Below are 14,196 nucleotides of genomic sequence, written 5' to 3' on the forward strand. Positions count from 1 at the left end.
GAGGAAGATCACAACAGATTCGCTGAAGCGGACCGGCTGGAAGCCGGTGGCTTCGATCCATTAGGTGGAAAGTGAAGGCATTGTCGAATGACGCAGGTTAAATAGCACATCTCCCTGTCCGGCCCCGGCCGGACCACCTCAAAACCCGCCAGTTTGGCGGGTTTTCTTTTTGTTACGCCAAATCGCACAATTACGGCTTTTTAGCCCAAATGTTGCCAAGATTTTCGGCGAGTGTCAGCCAGTGGCAAGTCATCCCTTTGGTAATCGGGGGCTGCGCATCCGGCAAATGACCCCATGATCCGGCAAAGCCCGATCAGGTCGCGCAGCAAAATTAGGAACGGAACGGAAAAATGACGAGTAGTTCGAACCCATCAGCAGATCCCAGCCCGATCGTGGCCTGCACGATCAGCCGCGATGTGCAGAATTTCGATCTGCTGATCGAAGATATGGAAACGGTTCTGGGCGAAAGCTGGGGCGACCTCGGCTTTGCCGAGGCTTTGGCATTCTTCAACCAACCCGAAGCCCAGACGCTTGAGTTCGTCGCACTTGCGATTGACGACGCGGATGAAGACGACCTTGTCATGCTGGGGGAAATCATCGCCTTGGCCAAAGCCAAAAAGATCAAGGTGATCCTGATCGCCGAAGATGTCAGCCCCGCGGCATTGCACCAGTTGTTGCGCCAAGGCGCGGATGAATTTGTGCCCTACCCCCTGCCCGAAGGTGAACTGGCGGCCGCGATTGACCGCCTGAAAAAGCGCGAACACCAAGCGGCGCAACAGCCCGCGTTTGTTTCAACCGAAACCCCTGCAGACGGGGTTTTGCTGGCGGTGCAGGCGATTGCAGGCGGCACCGGCGCTTCGACCTTGGCCGTCAACCTGGCTTGGGAGTTGGCAACGGTCGACAAAAAAGATCCGCCCCGCGTTTGCGTGCTGGACTTCGGCCTGCAAACCGGCAGCGTTGCCACCTATCTTGACCTGCCCCGTCGCGACCCCGTCTATGAAATGTGGAGCGACACCGACGTTTTGGACGAAGAGGTGTTCCGACAAGCGCTGACCTCTTTCGAAGACAAGCTATGGGTTCTGACCGCGCCGCAAGATATCCTGCCACTTGATATGATCACCCCTGAAGATGTGCAGCGGGTTTTGGATCAGGCGCGGGCAAGATTTGACTATGTCATCGTTGATATGCCCTCCACGCTGGTTCAGTGGACGGAAACGGTTTTGAACAACGCGCAGGTCTATTTCACCACATTGGAATTGGACATGCGCTCGGCACAAAATGCCATTCGCCTCAAGCGGGCGCTGCGCGCAGAAGACCTGCCTTTGGAAAAAGTCCGTTTCTGCCTCAACCGCGCCCCGAAATTCACCGATTTGAACGGCAAAAGCCGGGTCAAGCGACTGGCCGAAAGTCTGGAAATCGCAATCGAACTACAGCTTCCCGACGGCGGACGCCAAGTCACGCAAAGCGGGGATCACGGTGTGCCGCTGGCATCTTCCGCAGCAAAAAATCCGCTGCGCAAGGAAATCGCCAAGCTGGCATTCTCCCTGCATGAACTGGGCAAAAGCGACGCAGAAGCTGCGTAAGGCAAAAGGTAGCGAAACATGTTCTCACGTTACAAGAAACAAAACGCTGGCGCGCCCAAACCCTCGGTTCAGAAGTCCGATGCGGCCAAGGCGCGTGTCGCGGTCGAGCAGCCTAAAACGGCCCCCGTGCAAAGCGCGGCAGCGCCTGCCACACCCGTGACCAGTTTGCGCAGACCAGCCCAAAAAGCCGCCGCCGTGCCGCAAGGTGCCGACAAGGAACGCAAGCGCAAAGAGCGGTTGGGCGAAATCAAACTGGATTTGCACCGGGCGTTGCTGGACAATTTGAACTTGGCCGCGCTTGAAAACGCAAGCGAGGCCGATTTGCGGGCCGAGATCAGTTCGATCACCGCCGAAGTTCTGGACGAGCGCAGTATCGTTTTGAACCGCGAAGATCGAACAACGCTGACTCAGGAATTGTATGACGAGGTCCGCGGCCTTGGGCCGCTTGAAACCCTGCTGCAAGATGACACGGTCAACGATATCCTTGTGAACGGCCCGCAACAGATTTTCGTTGAACGCGAAGGCAAGCTGGAACTCAGCGATGTCACCTTCAAGGACGAACGCCACCTGCTGCGGATTATCGACAAGATCGTTTCCGCTGTGGGGCGGCGGGTTGATGAATCAAATCCTTATGTCGATGCCCGTCTTGCCGATGGGTCGCGCTTTAACGCCATGGTGCCCCCTGTGGCAGTGGATGGCAGCCTTGTGTCGATCCGAAAATTCAAAAAGGACAAGCTGGGGATCGACGATCTGGTCAGGTTCGGGGCGTTTTCTGAGGAAATGGCAGCTTACCTTCAGGCGGCTGTGGCCTGCCGTCTGAACATTATCGTGTCAGGCGGGACCGGCTCGGGCAAAACGACAACGTTGAACGCGTTGTCATCGTTCATCGACAATGCCGAACGCATCCTGACCATCGAGGACACGGCGGAACTTCAACTGCAACAAATCCATGTCGGACGGATGGAAAGCCGCCCGCCGAACGTGGAAGGCAAAGGCGAAGTCAGCCCGCGCGACTGTTTGAAAAACGCGCTGCGGATGCGCCCGGACCGGATCATCGTTGGCGAAACGCGTGGCGAAGAAGTGATCGACATGTTGCAGGCCATGAACACCGGCCACGACGGATCAATGACCACGATCCACGCCAACAACGCCCGCGATGCCATCAGCCGTCTGGAAAACATGGTTGCCATGGCAGGTATCGAAATGCCGCTCAAGGCGGTGCGCAGTCAAATCGCCTCGGCTGTGCATCTGATCGTGCAGGCCTCGCGTTTGCAGGACGGATCGCGCCGAATGACGTCGATCACCGAAGTCACCGGTATGGAGGGCGAAGTTATCTCGATGCAGGAAATATTCCGGTATCAACGGGTCGGCCTGACGCCGGACAACAAGATCGTCGGTCACTTCACAGGCACTGGTGTGCGCTCCAACTTCTCCGAGCGGTTCCGCCTGTGGGGCTATGACTTGCCGTCAACCATTTATGAACCCATCGCTGCGGAGTAAGACAGATGTCCATCAGTGCAGAACCGATCATCTATGCCATGATCTTCGTGGCGGTTCTTGTCGTCGTCGAAGGCATTTACCTGACCGTCTTTGGACGCTCGATCAGCCTGAACAACCGGGTCAACCGCCGGCTTGAGATGCTGGACAAAACCGGCAACCGCGAAGAAGTCATGGAAAAGCTGCGCAAAGAGATGGAGCAACATCTCAAGGCGCGCAACATTCCGATCTATTCGATCCTGTCCGAGAAAGCCCAAAAAGCTGCAATCGCCTTTACGCCCCAGCAATTGATCCTGCTGATGATCGGCGTCAGCGTCATGGCGTTTGCCGGGCTGAGCATCGGGACGGCCACTGGCTTTGCGGTGCGCGCGCTTGTGTCGGTTGTCTTTGGGGTGGGCGGCGTGTTCGTCTGGATCAACATGAAGGCCAACAAACGCATGAACATGCTGGAAGAGCAACTGCCAGACGCCATCGAACTGATGGTGCGCAGCCTGCGGGTGGGGCATCCGTTCTCATCCGCGATTGGTATCGTCTCAAGCGAAATGGCCGATCCGTTGGCCACTGAATTCGGCATGATTGCCGACCAAGCCGCTTATGGCCGCGACATGGGCGAGGCGCTCAAGGAAATGGCCGAACGTCTGGACATGCAAGACCTGCGCTTTCTGGCCGTGGCCGTCACGATCCAGCAGCAATCCGGCGGCAACCTTGCCGAAATTTTGGATGGTTTGGCCAAAGTGATCCGCGCACGGTTCCGGCTGTTCCGCCGCGTCAAGGCGATCACCGCCGAGGCCAAATGGTCGGGCAAATTCCTGTCAGGCTTCCCGATCCTTGCACTGATCGGGATTCAGATCATTGATCCAAATTACTATGATGATGCGATGAACCACCCCTTCTTTATTCCGGCCTGTCTGGTGGTGGGAACGTTCCTGATCGCAAACCTGATCGTCATGCGTGCGCTTGTCGACATCAAGGTCTGAAGGGAAAATCGTGATGCAGTTCCTAACACAAATTCAAGATCGTCTGACGGACGCCCTTGGTCCGTTTGGCCCGATTATCGGCGTTGGCACACTTGGTCTTCTTCTGATCCTGATCGTGATCCCGATCATGATCAAAGATTCCAAAGATCCACTTGAAAAACTAAAGCGTGACCAACGTGGTCATGCGGCCTCAAAGAACACAACCGGCCCGCGCCTGCGGACGAACCAGCGCAACCAAAAACTGGACAAATACGCCACATTCCTTGAACCGCAGGACGACAAGCAACTTTCACAAATCAAGCTGACACTGGTGCAAGCCGGTTATCGTGGCCGCGATGCCGTGCGCTACTTTTATTTTGCACAATTGACCCTGGCGCTTGGCCTGCTGACACTTGGCGTCCTCTATTACCTTCTGTTCGTGTCGGGCGAACAAAGCTCGGCCAAAGAGGCTGTGGCCTATATCCTTGGTCCGGCGGGTGTTGGGTATATTTTGCCCAAATACTGGGTCACCAAACGCCAGCAACAACGCCAAGAAGAAATCTCGGATGGCTTTCCCGATAGTTTGGACATGATGCTGACCTGCGTCGAGGCCGGTCAATCGCTGGATCAGTCGATCATTCGCGTCGCAAATGAAATCGCCGTGTCCTATCCGGCACTGGCCGAAGAATACGAGATTGTCGCACACCAGATCAAAGCCGGTCGCGACAAGCCCTCGGTTCTGAACGATATGGCCGAACGCTGTGGTGTGCAGGATATCTCAAGCTTCGTGACGGTGCTGGTCCAATCGCAAACCTTCGGCACGTCAATCGCCGATGCCTTGCGGGTCTATGCGGGTGAAATGCGTGACAAACGTGTCATGCGCGCCGAGGAAAAAGCAAACAAGCTGCCAACCAAGATGACATTGGCCACCATGATGCTTACAGTACCGCCACTATTGATCATTCTGGTCGGCCCGTCGGTTCTGGGGATCATGGAACTGTTCGCAATGGCCGGTGGCTAATTACGGGGCATAATGACAAAAGCAGGCGCTTTGGTTGCATTCTGCGCTGTTCTGGCGGCCTGTAGCGGCGGCCAGAACACTTCACCTGAAACCCCTTTTGCACCGGGGCTTTCGCAACGCGGGGAGGCAGTGGATGGCATGCTTGTCGGGCACCGTCTGATGGCCGCCGGGGAATATGACCTGGCCGTCGATGCGTTTTCCCGCGCCGCCCTAACCGATGGCATGAGCGCCGAGGTGCTGGCCGGGCTTGGCAGCGCACATCTGGGTATGGGGCAATTGGGCACCGCCGAGCGTATGCTGCGCGATGCCATCGACAAAGACGAAAACGCCCCTGAAATCTGGAATAACCTTGGGGTTGTGCTGATGGAAAAGGGTAAAACCGCCGAAGCCGCGCAAATGTTTCGGCGCGCCTACGCGTTTGACAATGGCGAAAGTGACGCAATTCGTGACAATTTGCGGTTGGCACTCGCAAAATCGGAAAAATCCTATTATGGTGAAGTCGAAGAACAAGACTATAAACTGGTGCGGCGTGGCAGCAGCGATTACCTGATCCGCCGCGTATCAGGTTGAGGCGAAGGCAGTAAAAGGACGCAAAAATGCGCCACCCTATCTATCTTTCCCTGTTCGTCGCAGGTGCAATGGCCCTGTCCGCATGCGAACAATCCAAAGGCAACGAAGTTGACCGTGCGTTCCAAGGCGTGAATGTCGTAGATGATAGCAATCTCAACGACGTGATGCTGAGCGTTGCGGACCCGAACGAAGCCGTTTCATATTTTCAACGCACCTTGGCGGAAAAACCCGACCGGCTGGATTTGCAACGCGGGCTGGCCAAATCCCTGATCCGGGCCAAACGCCATACAGAGGCTGTCAGCGCGTGGAAAAAGGTGACCGAACATAAAGACGCGACCGACGAAGATCGTGTTGATTACGCCGATGCCCTGATCCGCAACAATGAGTGGGACAAGGCCGATGCGGTGCTTGATACCATTCCGCCTACGTTTGAAACCTTCAAGCGTTACCGGCTTGAGGCGATGATCGCCGACAGCGAAAAAGACTGGAAAAAGGCCGACAGTTTTTATGAAACTGCGGTTGGCCTCACAACCCGTCCCGCCGGGGTGATGAACAATTGGGGATATTCCAAACTAACGCGCGGGGATTTCGGCGCGGCCGAACAGTTGTTCAGCGATGCAATCCGGCAAGACGATTCTTTGTTCACGGCCAAGAACAACCTTGTGATGGCCCGTGCGGCGCAAAAGAAATACTCTTTGCCTGTCATGCCGACCACGCAAACCGAACGCGCCCAATTGCTGTATACCATGGGGCTGTCAGCCGTAAAACAGGGCGACACCACCATCGGCAAGGGTCTTTTGCGCGATTCCATTGAAACTCATCCCCAGCATTTCGAGGCCGCAGTCCGCAGTTTGCGCGCGCTTGAAGGCAATGTGACGAACTGAGCCGCGCAGCGCCATGACGATCCATATCACGTCTGCGCAGGCCTTTTGGTTTCTGCCCTTTGTCACTCCGATCTGCCTGTGGGTGATCTGGAGCGATTTGCGCAGCATGAAGATCCCCAACAAGTCCGTGCTGGCCTTGATCGCCGTGTTTGCCCTCATCGGCCTTTTCGCCCTGCCGCTGGCGGATTACCCGTGGCGTTGGCTGTATCTTCTGATCGTTCTGACGATTGGCATCTTGGCAAATGCCGCAGGCCTCATGGGGGCGGGCGATTCCAAGTTTCTGGCCGCAGCAGCGCCTTTCATTGATCCCGGGGATTTGGCGCTGATCGGCATGATTTTCGCAACAAACATGGTGGCGTGCTATGTCACGCACCGCATCGTCAAACATTCGCCCTTGCGCGCCATGGCCCCGACCTGGGCAAGCTGGAGCAGTGGCAACAAATTCCCGATGGGGTTTGCCCTAGGCAGCAGTCTGGTGATCTATCTTGGGCTTGGCGCAGCCTTCGGCCAGTAGCACCCGATAGGCGGTTTGCCCCGGCCCTGCCCGACACACACCATAATTTCTGCACGTTTGAATGGCATCCCTGATCCATGCGACCACGTCGCGGGACAGCATGCAAACAAACCGATGGCAGGCAATTTCAAATGAATATGCAAGTGACACAGGGCGTGCAGCCCCCCCCACCCCCAAGCAGCCTTGCCGAGATGAAGCTACCCCTCGTGATGATGCGCGACATCCTGATCAAGACAATGTTCCGCAAAAACATCGACACCGCCAGCGAACTGTCCGAGGCCGTCTGCCTACCGCGTGCTGTCACACAAGAACTGATCGACATCTCGCGCGAGCAGAAACTGGTTGAGGCGACCGGCACGCTCAACGCCAATTCCGGTGGTGAAATGGGATATCAGTTGACCGATGCGGGTAAATCCCGCGCGCTCGACGCGCTGTCGCAATCGGAATATTTTGGCGCAATGCCGGTGCCCTTGGACGTGTACCGCGAACAGGTCAAACGGCAATCCATCCGCAACATCCAGATCTCCCGAGATGAACTGACCAATGCCATGGGTCATCTGGTTTTACCCGATAGCTTGCTGGATCATTTGGGCCCGGCCGTTTCGGCGGGTCGGTCGATCTTGATGTATGGCCCGCCCGGCAACGGGAAATCCAGTATTTCCAACGGTATTCGTGATGCCATGGGCGACAAGATCTATGTGCCCCGCGCAATTGAATATGCCGGTCAGGTGATTACCGTTTACGATCCTATCGTGCATGCCAAGGCCGAGGTCGAAACCGACGATCCAAACAGCCTGCGCCGCAAACGCACCTTTGATACACGTTACGTGCGCTGCGAACGGCCCACTGTGATCACCGGCGGCGAGTTGAGCCTTGAGATGCTTGATCTGGTCTACAACCCCACGGCGCGCACCTATCAGGCCCCGCTGCAATTAAAATCCACCGGTGGCATCTTTATTGTCGACGACCTTGGACGCCAAGCCGAACCACCACAAACTCTGGTAAACCGTTGGATTGTCCCGTTGGAAGAATCCAAAGATATCTTGGCGCTGCAATCGGGCGAAAAATTCGAAGTGCCCTTTGACACGCTGGTGATCTTTTCGACCAACCTCCACCCGAACGAGATTTTTGACCAAGCTGCGCTGCGGCGGATTTTCTTCAAGATCAAGATTGACGGGCCAAATCAGGCAAACTTTCTCAAAATCTTTGCCATGGTCGCCAAGAAAAAGCAGATGCCACTGGACGAGGCCGCCTTGGTCCATCTGCTCAAGGTCAAGTATCCAACGATCGAAAATATTTACGCCAACTATCAGCCGGTGTTTTTGATCGATCAGATGATTTCGATCTGCGAATTCGAAGGCATTCCCTATCAGATGACCCCGGACCTGATTGATCGGGCATGGGCGAATATGTTCGTCAAGGAAGAGACAATCATACACTGACCGCACCCCGAGCCGCTTTGGTCCGGCAGACGGGCGGCGCGCGGGAATGTCTTTTGCTTCCGGCGCATTCACCTATGCAAAAATTGGGTTATATCCCCGGCATGTGCGATGTGCCCGAAACTTTCACCGATTGGTTCGCAATTCGCGGGTGGCACATCCACCCGCATCAGCGCGATATGCTGGATCACGCGCACAATCCGACGACTTTGCTGATTGCCCCAACAGGTGGGGGCAAGACGCTGGCGGGTTTTTTGCCGTCGCTTATTGAGCTGTCATTACAGTCAAACGCGCCCGGTGGGCTGCACACGCTTTATATCTCACCACTCAAGGCATTGGCCGCCGATATCCGGCGCAATCTGATGACGCCGATTGACGAAATGGGCCTGCCCATCCGCGTCGAGGACCGCACCGGCGACACGCCGTCGAGCCGCAAGCGCCGCCAACGCGCCGACCCGCCGCATATCTTGCTGACCACGCCTGAAAGTCTGGCCTTGCTGACCTCGTACGAGGATGCCCCGCGCATGTTTGCCGGGCTACAACGGGTGATCATCGACGAAGTCCACGCCTTGGCCGAGTCGAAACGCGGCGACCAGTTGATGTTGGCCCTTTCGCGGTTGCAAGGCCTGTGCCCCAACCTGCGCCGCGTGGGCTTGTCAGCCACTGTCGAAGACCCGCAGGCCATTGCCTCCTTCATGAGCAGCGCATCCGACCCCTGCACCATTCTACAGGCCGACCCCGGCCCCGATCCTGATATCGCGATGCTGGAAACCGAAACGCCCCCGCCTTGGGCCGGGGGCGGCGCAGCCTATGCCATTCCGGCTGTGCTGGAGCATGTCAAAGCGCATAAAACCACGCTGATCTTCCATAACACGCGCGCACAGGCCGAGTTGTTTTTCCACAATCTTTGGCTTGCCAATGACGAGGCTTTACCCATCGGCATCCACCACGGCAGCCTTGACCGCCAACAGCGTGAGCGCGTCGAGGCGGCCATGCAGCGCGGCGACTTGCGGGCCATTGTCTGTACCGGCAGCCTGGATCTGGGCATTGACTGGGGCGATGTTGATCTTGTTATTCAGATCGGCGCACCAAAGAACGTCAAGCGCCTTGTGCAGCGTATCGGGCGGGCCAACCATCGCTATAACGCGCCGTCCAAGGCCCTTCTGGTGCCCGCGAACCGTTTTGAAGTGGTGGAATGCCGCGCCGCGCTTCAGGCCGTGCGCGCCCATGATCTTGATGGTGATCCGCGCGGGCCGGGGCCGCTGGATGTTTTGTGTCAGCACATCCTGATTGCGGCCTGCGCCGGCCCGTTTGATGCCGCAGGTTTATATCAAGAGGTCACGCAGGCCGGGCCTTATACATCCCTGACGCAAGATGCCTTTGACGCCTGCTTGGAATTCTGCGCCACGGGCGGTTACGCACTGCGGGCCTATGACCAATGGCAACGGCTGCAAAAACGGTCTGACGGGTTGTGGCAATTGCGCGATCCGCGCAGTGCCCGGCTGATCCGAATGAATATCGGGACAATCCAAGACACCGACACGCTGAAGGTGCGCATGCGCCGCGCCCGTGGCGGCAAGCCGTTGGGCGAGATCGAAGAAGGGTTTGCCGCCGCGCTGACGCCCGGCGATACCTTTTTGATCGGCGGGCGGATCGTGCGTTTCGACGCCCTGCGCGAGATGGTGGTCGAAGTCAGCCGCGACGCCGGGCGCACCCCCAAAATCGCCACCTTCATGGGCACGAAGTTTGCCACATCGACACAACTATCCGATCGTATTCTCGCCATGCTGGCACAAGATGATTGGCCCGAACTGCCCAGCCACACCCGCGATTGGCTAGACCTACAACGACAGGTATCGCATTTGCCCAGCAAGGGCCGCATCCTGATCGAAAGCTTCCCGCATGACCAGCGCGAGCATATCTGCGTTTACGGCTTTGCCGGGCGCAACGCGCAACAAACCCTTGGCCTTTTGCTGACCAAACGCATGGAAGATTTGGGGCTTGCCCCGCTTGGCTTTGTCGCCACGGATTACGCGACGTTGATTTGGGGGCTTGAACCCGTCTTGACCGCCGACGCGTTGTTCGACCCAACAGGCCTGCGCGATGGGCTAGAGACTTGGCTGGCCGGAAACGCCTTGATGAAGCGCACGTTTCGCGCTTCCGCCACCATCGCCGGGCTGATTCAGCGCAACACGCCGCAGGCGCGAAAATCCGGGCGTCAGGCGACGTTTTCATCAGATATCCTGTATGACACACTGGCGAAATACGACCCAGACCACCTGTTGTTGGAGATTACCCGCCAAGAGGCCATGCGCGGCCTGATCGACTTTGGCCGCATCGAAGACATGCTGGCGCGCAGTCGCGGACAAAAAAGCCTTTTACGGCTGCCACGCGTGACCCCGCTTGCGGCGCCCCTTTTTCTAGAGGCCGGGCGCACACCGGTTCAAGGTGCCGCGCAAAACCGACTTTTGGAAGAAGAGGCGCACAAGCTGATGGTCGCCGCCGGGCTGGACACCTGACCCTTGCATTTGCAGTGTCAGCAGGCCAAGCACGCCCAATGACAGGCTATCAATTCACGTTCGCTGGCCATTCGCTGATGGCCTTGGGATCGGGGGCGCTATTTCTACCCGATCACCACCTGCTATGCGTCTCAGACCTGCACCTTGGAAAATCCGAACGGCGCGCACGTCAAGGCGCAGCCCCGCTGCCCCCATACGAAACACGCGATACGCTGTCGCGGCTGGAGGCCGACCTTACGGCGACCGAGGCCACAACAGTCATATGCCTTGGGGACAGTTTCGACGACCGCGCCGCCGCCGAGGCCCTGCAAGAGAACGAAAAACTTTGGGTCAAAACCCTGCAAGCCGGGCGCAGGTGGGTCTGGATCGAAGGCAATCACGACCCCGGACCGTTGGATTTAGGCGGCATGCACCTAGCGGAGTTCACCCTTGCCTCGCTGACGTTTCGCCATATCGCACAGGCAGATCAAACCGGTGAAATTTCGGGGCATTACCACCCCAAGGTTTCGGTCCGAGCGCGGGGGCAAACAGTCACCCGGCCTGCCTTTTTGATCGACAGCGACAGGATCATTCTGCCAGCCTATGGCACATATACCGGCGGGCTGTCTTCGCATAGCAGCGTCTTGTCAGATCTCATGCGGCACAAGGCCCTTGCGGTCCTGACCGGATCACAACCGCTGCCTGTGCCGATGCCGCGCCAGCCGGGCCCCTAGCCTTTTACAACCTCTGCCGAGGTTTTCTGCGGTGGTGCGATGATACCCGCCTTTTCCAAACTCGGACGGTATTTGCGGCTCAAAGGAACCCTATCGCCGTTGGACAAGACCACGAACAGCTTATGTGGATTTTCGCGCTCGACACCGACGATACCTGTTCGGGCGACCCAATGCGACCTGTGGACGCAATATCCTTCGACCGGCTCCATTTCATCGATTGCATCCGCCAGACGCATTCGTATCGTCGCCGTGCCTTTATCGCTGACAATGTCGACGTAATGATCCTTGGCCGTCAACCTCAACACTTGGCCGCGTTGATCTTCTGAAAGCCTGCGCAACAAGCGCGGCTTATCCTGAGCAGACCCGACAAAACCACCGTCGTTCAGAAGATAAGCCCCCGGCTCGGTCTGGCATATTTGACGGCGCACAACAAAAACGGCCACTGATATCAGGAACGTGTTCAACATGACATCCGGGAGCTGCACCGGAAAATCAATATTCGCAGGCTGAAACGCTTTTCGGATCATCCAGACCACCGGCCCGAATGTCAGGCCCATGGTCACTGACGCGAAGATGTCAAAGAGCACAGGCCGCGCAAACCCCACGACAATCACCGCCAAAGCCCGCACAGCGTAGCCAAAGACGATACCCATGGTCACGATCAGCAACCAGTATGTCAGGCGCAAGGGCCAGTGCATCGCCTCATAAGACCCGAACGGACCAGCGGTGGTCGCCAGCACAATTGAAATGGCCCAGATGAAAAATGTCAGCGGTGAAAAAATCGTAGCGTAGGTTTGGGCAAAAACAGCCCTGATTTTACCCAGTTTCGACACGACCCCTGCATTCATCCTAAACCCCAAGAAAAGTTGTAGCGCCTTTGACGCGAGTTCCAAGTATTCACACCCCACACAATTGCACCTAGAGTGGTGGCGACAAGACGAAATAACCAAAGATACCCCAGCACATATGTCAGACCATCGCGCAGAGACAATCAAAGCCAGTTTTCAGGCCCAAAGCATGATGGAAACGCTTGGCGCATGTTTAACACATGTTTCTGAAGGCATCGTTGAAATTCAGGCCCCGATCCTGCCCGGCAGCCAGCAGCAACACGGGTTTGCCCATGCGGGTTTGACCTTTGCGATTGGTGACAGCGCCGCCGGGTACGCCGCGCTGTCAGTGATGCCGCCAGATCATGAAGTTCTGACATCGGAAATGAAAATCCACCTGCTTGCGCCGGGTCGCGGCGAGGTTTTGATCGCGCGCGGTCAAGTGATCAAACCGGGGCGGCGCTTGGTGATCGTTCAGGCAGATGTCTATGCCCGCACCGACGCCAAAGAGGTGCATGTTGCCATGCTCACAGGCACAATGGTGCCGCTCGCCCCAAAATAAAAAACCCGAGCGTCACGCCCGGGTTTTTCTCTGTTCGTCTTTTAACACCTGTTCACGCGGTCAGACCCTCGGGTTCTTCAAGCGCATTTGCGCGGCAACACGCGGTCAGTGTGTTCGCCAGAAGGCAAGCGATGGTCATCGGCCCGACGCCGCCGGGCACAGGGGTGATGGCACCGGCCACTTCGGCACAGCTACCGTAGTCGCAATCGCCGACCAGACGGGTTTTGCCTTCGCCTTTTTCCGGCGCGTCGATGCGGTTGATGCCCACGTCGATCACCGTGGCGCCCGGTTTGATCCAGTCGCCCGTCACCATTTCTCGGCGGCCCACGGCGGCCACCACGATATCGGCGCGGCGGCAGACCTCTTGGATATCCTTGGTGCGGCTATGCGCGATGGTCACGGTGCAGCTATCGCCCAGCAAAAGCTGCGCCATCGGTTTGCCCACGATGTTCGAGCGGCCAATCACCACCGCATTCAGCCCTGACAAGCTACCGTGATGGTCACGCAGCATCATCAGGCAGCCAAGCGGCGTGCAGGGCACCATGGATTTCTGCCCCGTCCCCAAAAGCCCCACATTCGAAATATGGAACCCATCCACATCCTTGGCCGGGTCGATCGCGTTGATCACCAAATCCTCGTCCAGATGGCCGGGCAACGGCAATTGCACCAAGATACCATGCACGGCAGGATCAGCGTTCAATTTCTCGATCAGCGCCAGCAAGTCCCCCTCGGATGTGTCGATCTCAAGCTTATGTTCGAAAGAATTCATGCCGACCTCGACAGTCTGCTTGCCCTTCGAGCGCACATAAACCTGGCTTGCCGGATCTTCGCCCACCAAAACCACGGCCAAGCCGGGGGTAATGCCATGGTTTTCTTTCAGGCGTGCCACATGGCCTGCCACCTTGTCGCGCACCGTGGCTGCGAATGCCTTGCCGTCGATGATCTGTGCCGTCATCGGTTTTCCTTTCCCAATTGGGTCAAACACGGATATGCGCCCCGCCCAGCCCGGCGGGGCGCAGAAGTTCAAATTCAGAGTTCAGAACAAGCCTTCGACCTGGCCGTCGTCGTTGAGGCGGATGTTTTCCGCCGAGGGGACGCGGGGCAGGCCTGG

General features: G+C 57.4%; 13 protein-coding genes. 11 read left to right on the plus strand and 2 right to left on the minus strand.

What is annotated here, in order from left to right; all coding sequences use genetic code 11:
* The first annotated feature begins 350 nt into the window (after positions 1-350).
* The 10 genes from HAT86_RS15845 to pdeM all read left to right on the plus strand — a co-directional run bounded on the left by HAT86_RS15845 (position 351) and on the right by pdeM (position 11,696).
* The gene (locus HAT86_RS15845) at positions 351-1,583 is read left to right on the plus strand and encodes an AAA family ATPase (protein ID WP_167200138.1); all 1,233 of its coding nucleotides are present in this window, start codon (positions 351-353) and stop codon (positions 1,581-1,583) included.
* A gap of 18 nt (positions 1,584-1,601) precedes the next feature.
* The gene (locus HAT86_RS15850) at positions 1,602-3,083 is read left to right on the plus strand and encodes a CpaF family protein (protein ID WP_167200140.1); all 1,482 of its coding nucleotides are present in this window, start codon (positions 1,602-1,604) and stop codon (positions 3,081-3,083) included.
* Between the two features lie 5 nt (positions 3,084-3,088).
* Positions 3,089-4,057, plus strand: coding sequence for a type II secretion system F family protein (locus HAT86_RS15855; protein WP_167200142.1), 969 nt, complete (start codon positions 3,089-3,091; stop codon positions 4,055-4,057).
* A 13-nt stretch (positions 4,058-4,070) separates the two neighbouring features.
* The gene (locus HAT86_RS15860; RefSeq protein ID WP_167200143.1) at positions 4,071-5,057 is read left to right on the plus strand and encodes a type II secretion system F family protein; all 987 of its coding nucleotides are present in this window, start codon (positions 4,071-4,073) and stop codon (positions 5,055-5,057) included.
* A 12-nt stretch (positions 5,058-5,069) separates the two neighbouring features.
* Entirely contained in the window at positions 5,070-5,627 is a 558-nt protein-coding gene (locus tag HAT86_RS15865) for a tetratricopeptide repeat protein (protein ID WP_167200145.1), read from the plus strand.
* A gap of 26 nt (positions 5,628-5,653) precedes the next feature.
* On the plus strand, positions 5,654-6,511 hold the full coding sequence (locus HAT86_RS15870) for a tetratricopeptide repeat protein (RefSeq protein ID WP_167200147.1): 858 nt from the start codon (positions 5,654-5,656) through the stop codon (positions 6,509-6,511).
* Between the two features lie 13 nt (positions 6,512-6,524).
* Positions 6,525-7,025 (plus strand): prepilin peptidase, encoded by a 501-nt coding sequence (locus HAT86_RS15875; protein ID WP_196780635.1) that lies wholly within the window; start codon positions 6,525-6,527, stop codon positions 7,023-7,025.
* Between the two features lie 131 nt (positions 7,026-7,156).
* A complete protein-coding gene (locus HAT86_RS15880; RefSeq protein ID WP_167200148.1) occupies positions 7,157-8,467 on the plus strand; it encodes an ATPase in 1,311 nt (436 codons plus the stop codon).
* Between the two features lie 101 nt (positions 8,468-8,568).
* Positions 8,569-10,983, plus strand: a complete 2,415-nt coding sequence (locus tag HAT86_RS15885; protein ID WP_167200160.1) for a ligase-associated DNA damage response DEXH box helicase — start codon at positions 8,569-8,571, stop codon at positions 10,981-10,983.
* 38 nt (positions 10,984-11,021) lie between these two features.
* Complete coding sequence (gene pdeM, locus HAT86_RS15890) at positions 11,022-11,696, plus strand: ligase-associated DNA damage response endonuclease PdeM (RefSeq protein WP_167200150.1); 675 nt, start codon at positions 11,022-11,024, stop codon at positions 11,694-11,696.
* Here the strand turns inward: pdeM and HAT86_RS15895 are convergent.
* Positions 11,693-12,544, minus strand: coding sequence for a LytTR family DNA-binding domain-containing protein (locus HAT86_RS15895; protein ID WP_167200152.1), 852 nt, complete (start codon positions 12,542-12,544; stop codon positions 11,693-11,695). The genes pdeM and HAT86_RS15895 overlap by 4 nt on opposite strands.
* A gap of 118 nt (positions 12,545-12,662) precedes the next feature.
* On the opposite strand from HAT86_RS15895, the gene HAT86_RS15900 reads away from it, so the two are divergent.
* Entirely contained in the window at positions 12,663-13,085 is a 423-nt protein-coding gene (locus tag HAT86_RS15900; RefSeq protein ID WP_167200154.1) for a PaaI family thioesterase, read from the plus strand.
* A gap of 52 nt (positions 13,086-13,137) precedes the next feature.
* Here the strand turns inward: HAT86_RS15900 and folD are convergent, their stop codons facing one another.
* The gene (gene folD, locus HAT86_RS15905; protein WP_167200156.1) at positions 13,138-14,040 is read right to left on the minus strand and encodes a bifunctional methylenetetrahydrofolate dehydrogenase/methenyltetrahydrofolate cyclohydrolase FolD; all 903 of its coding nucleotides are present in this window, start codon (positions 14,038-14,040) and stop codon (positions 13,138-13,140) included.
* Between the last annotated feature and the right edge of the window lie 156 nt (positions 14,041-14,196).

Origin of the sequence: Roseovarius gahaiensis, assembly GCF_011601345.1 — a bacterium.
Taxonomy (GTDB): Bacteria; Pseudomonadota; Alphaproteobacteria; order Rhodobacterales; family Rhodobacteraceae; genus Roseovarius; species Roseovarius gahaiensis.

Excerpts from the sequence above, each read along its gene's own strand:
- HAT86_RS15845 (WP_167200138.1), top strand. The coding sequence starts at position 351 with ATGACGAGTAGTTCGAACCCATCAGCAGATCCCAGCCCGATCGTGGCC.
- HAT86_RS15850 (WP_167200140.1), top strand. The coding sequence starts at position 1,602 with ATGTTCTCACGTTACAAGAAACAAAACGCTGGCGCGCCCAAACCCTCG.
- HAT86_RS15855 (WP_167200142.1), top strand. The coding sequence starts at position 3,089 with ATGTCCATCAGTGCAGAACCGATCATCTATGCCATGATCTTCGTGGCG.
- HAT86_RS15860 (WP_167200143.1), top strand. The coding sequence starts at position 4,071 with ATGCAGTTCCTAACACAAATTCAAGATCGTCTGACGGACGCCCTTGGT.
- HAT86_RS15865 (WP_167200145.1), top strand. The coding sequence starts at position 5,070 with ATGACAAAAGCAGGCGCTTTGGTTGCATTCTGCGCTGTTCTGGCGGCC.
- HAT86_RS15870 (WP_167200147.1), top strand. The coding sequence starts at position 5,654 with ATGCGCCACCCTATCTATCTTTCCCTGTTCGTCGCAGGTGCAATGGCC.
- HAT86_RS15875 (WP_196780635.1), top strand. The coding sequence starts at position 6,525 with ATGACGATCCATATCACGTCTGCGCAGGCCTTTTGGTTTCTGCCCTTT.
- HAT86_RS15880 (WP_167200148.1), top strand. The coding sequence starts at position 7,157 with ATGAATATGCAAGTGACACAGGGCGTGCAGCCCCCCCCACCCCCAAGC.
- HAT86_RS15885 (WP_167200160.1), top strand. The coding sequence starts at position 8,569 with ATGTGCGATGTGCCCGAAACTTTCACCGATTGGTTCGCAATTCGCGGG.
- pdeM (WP_167200150.1), top strand. The coding sequence starts at position 11,022 with ATGACAGGCTATCAATTCACGTTCGCTGGCCATTCGCTGATGGCCTTG.
- HAT86_RS15895 (WP_167200152.1), bottom strand. The coding sequence starts at position 12,544 with ATGAATGCAGGGGTCGTGTCGAAACTGGGTAAAATCAGGGCTGTTTTT.
- HAT86_RS15900 (WP_167200154.1), top strand. The coding sequence starts at position 12,663 with ATGTCAGACCATCGCGCAGAGACAATCAAAGCCAGTTTTCAGGCCCAA.
- folD (WP_167200156.1), bottom strand. The coding sequence starts at position 14,040 with ATGACGGCACAGATCATCGACGGCAAGGCATTCGCAGCCACGGTGCGC.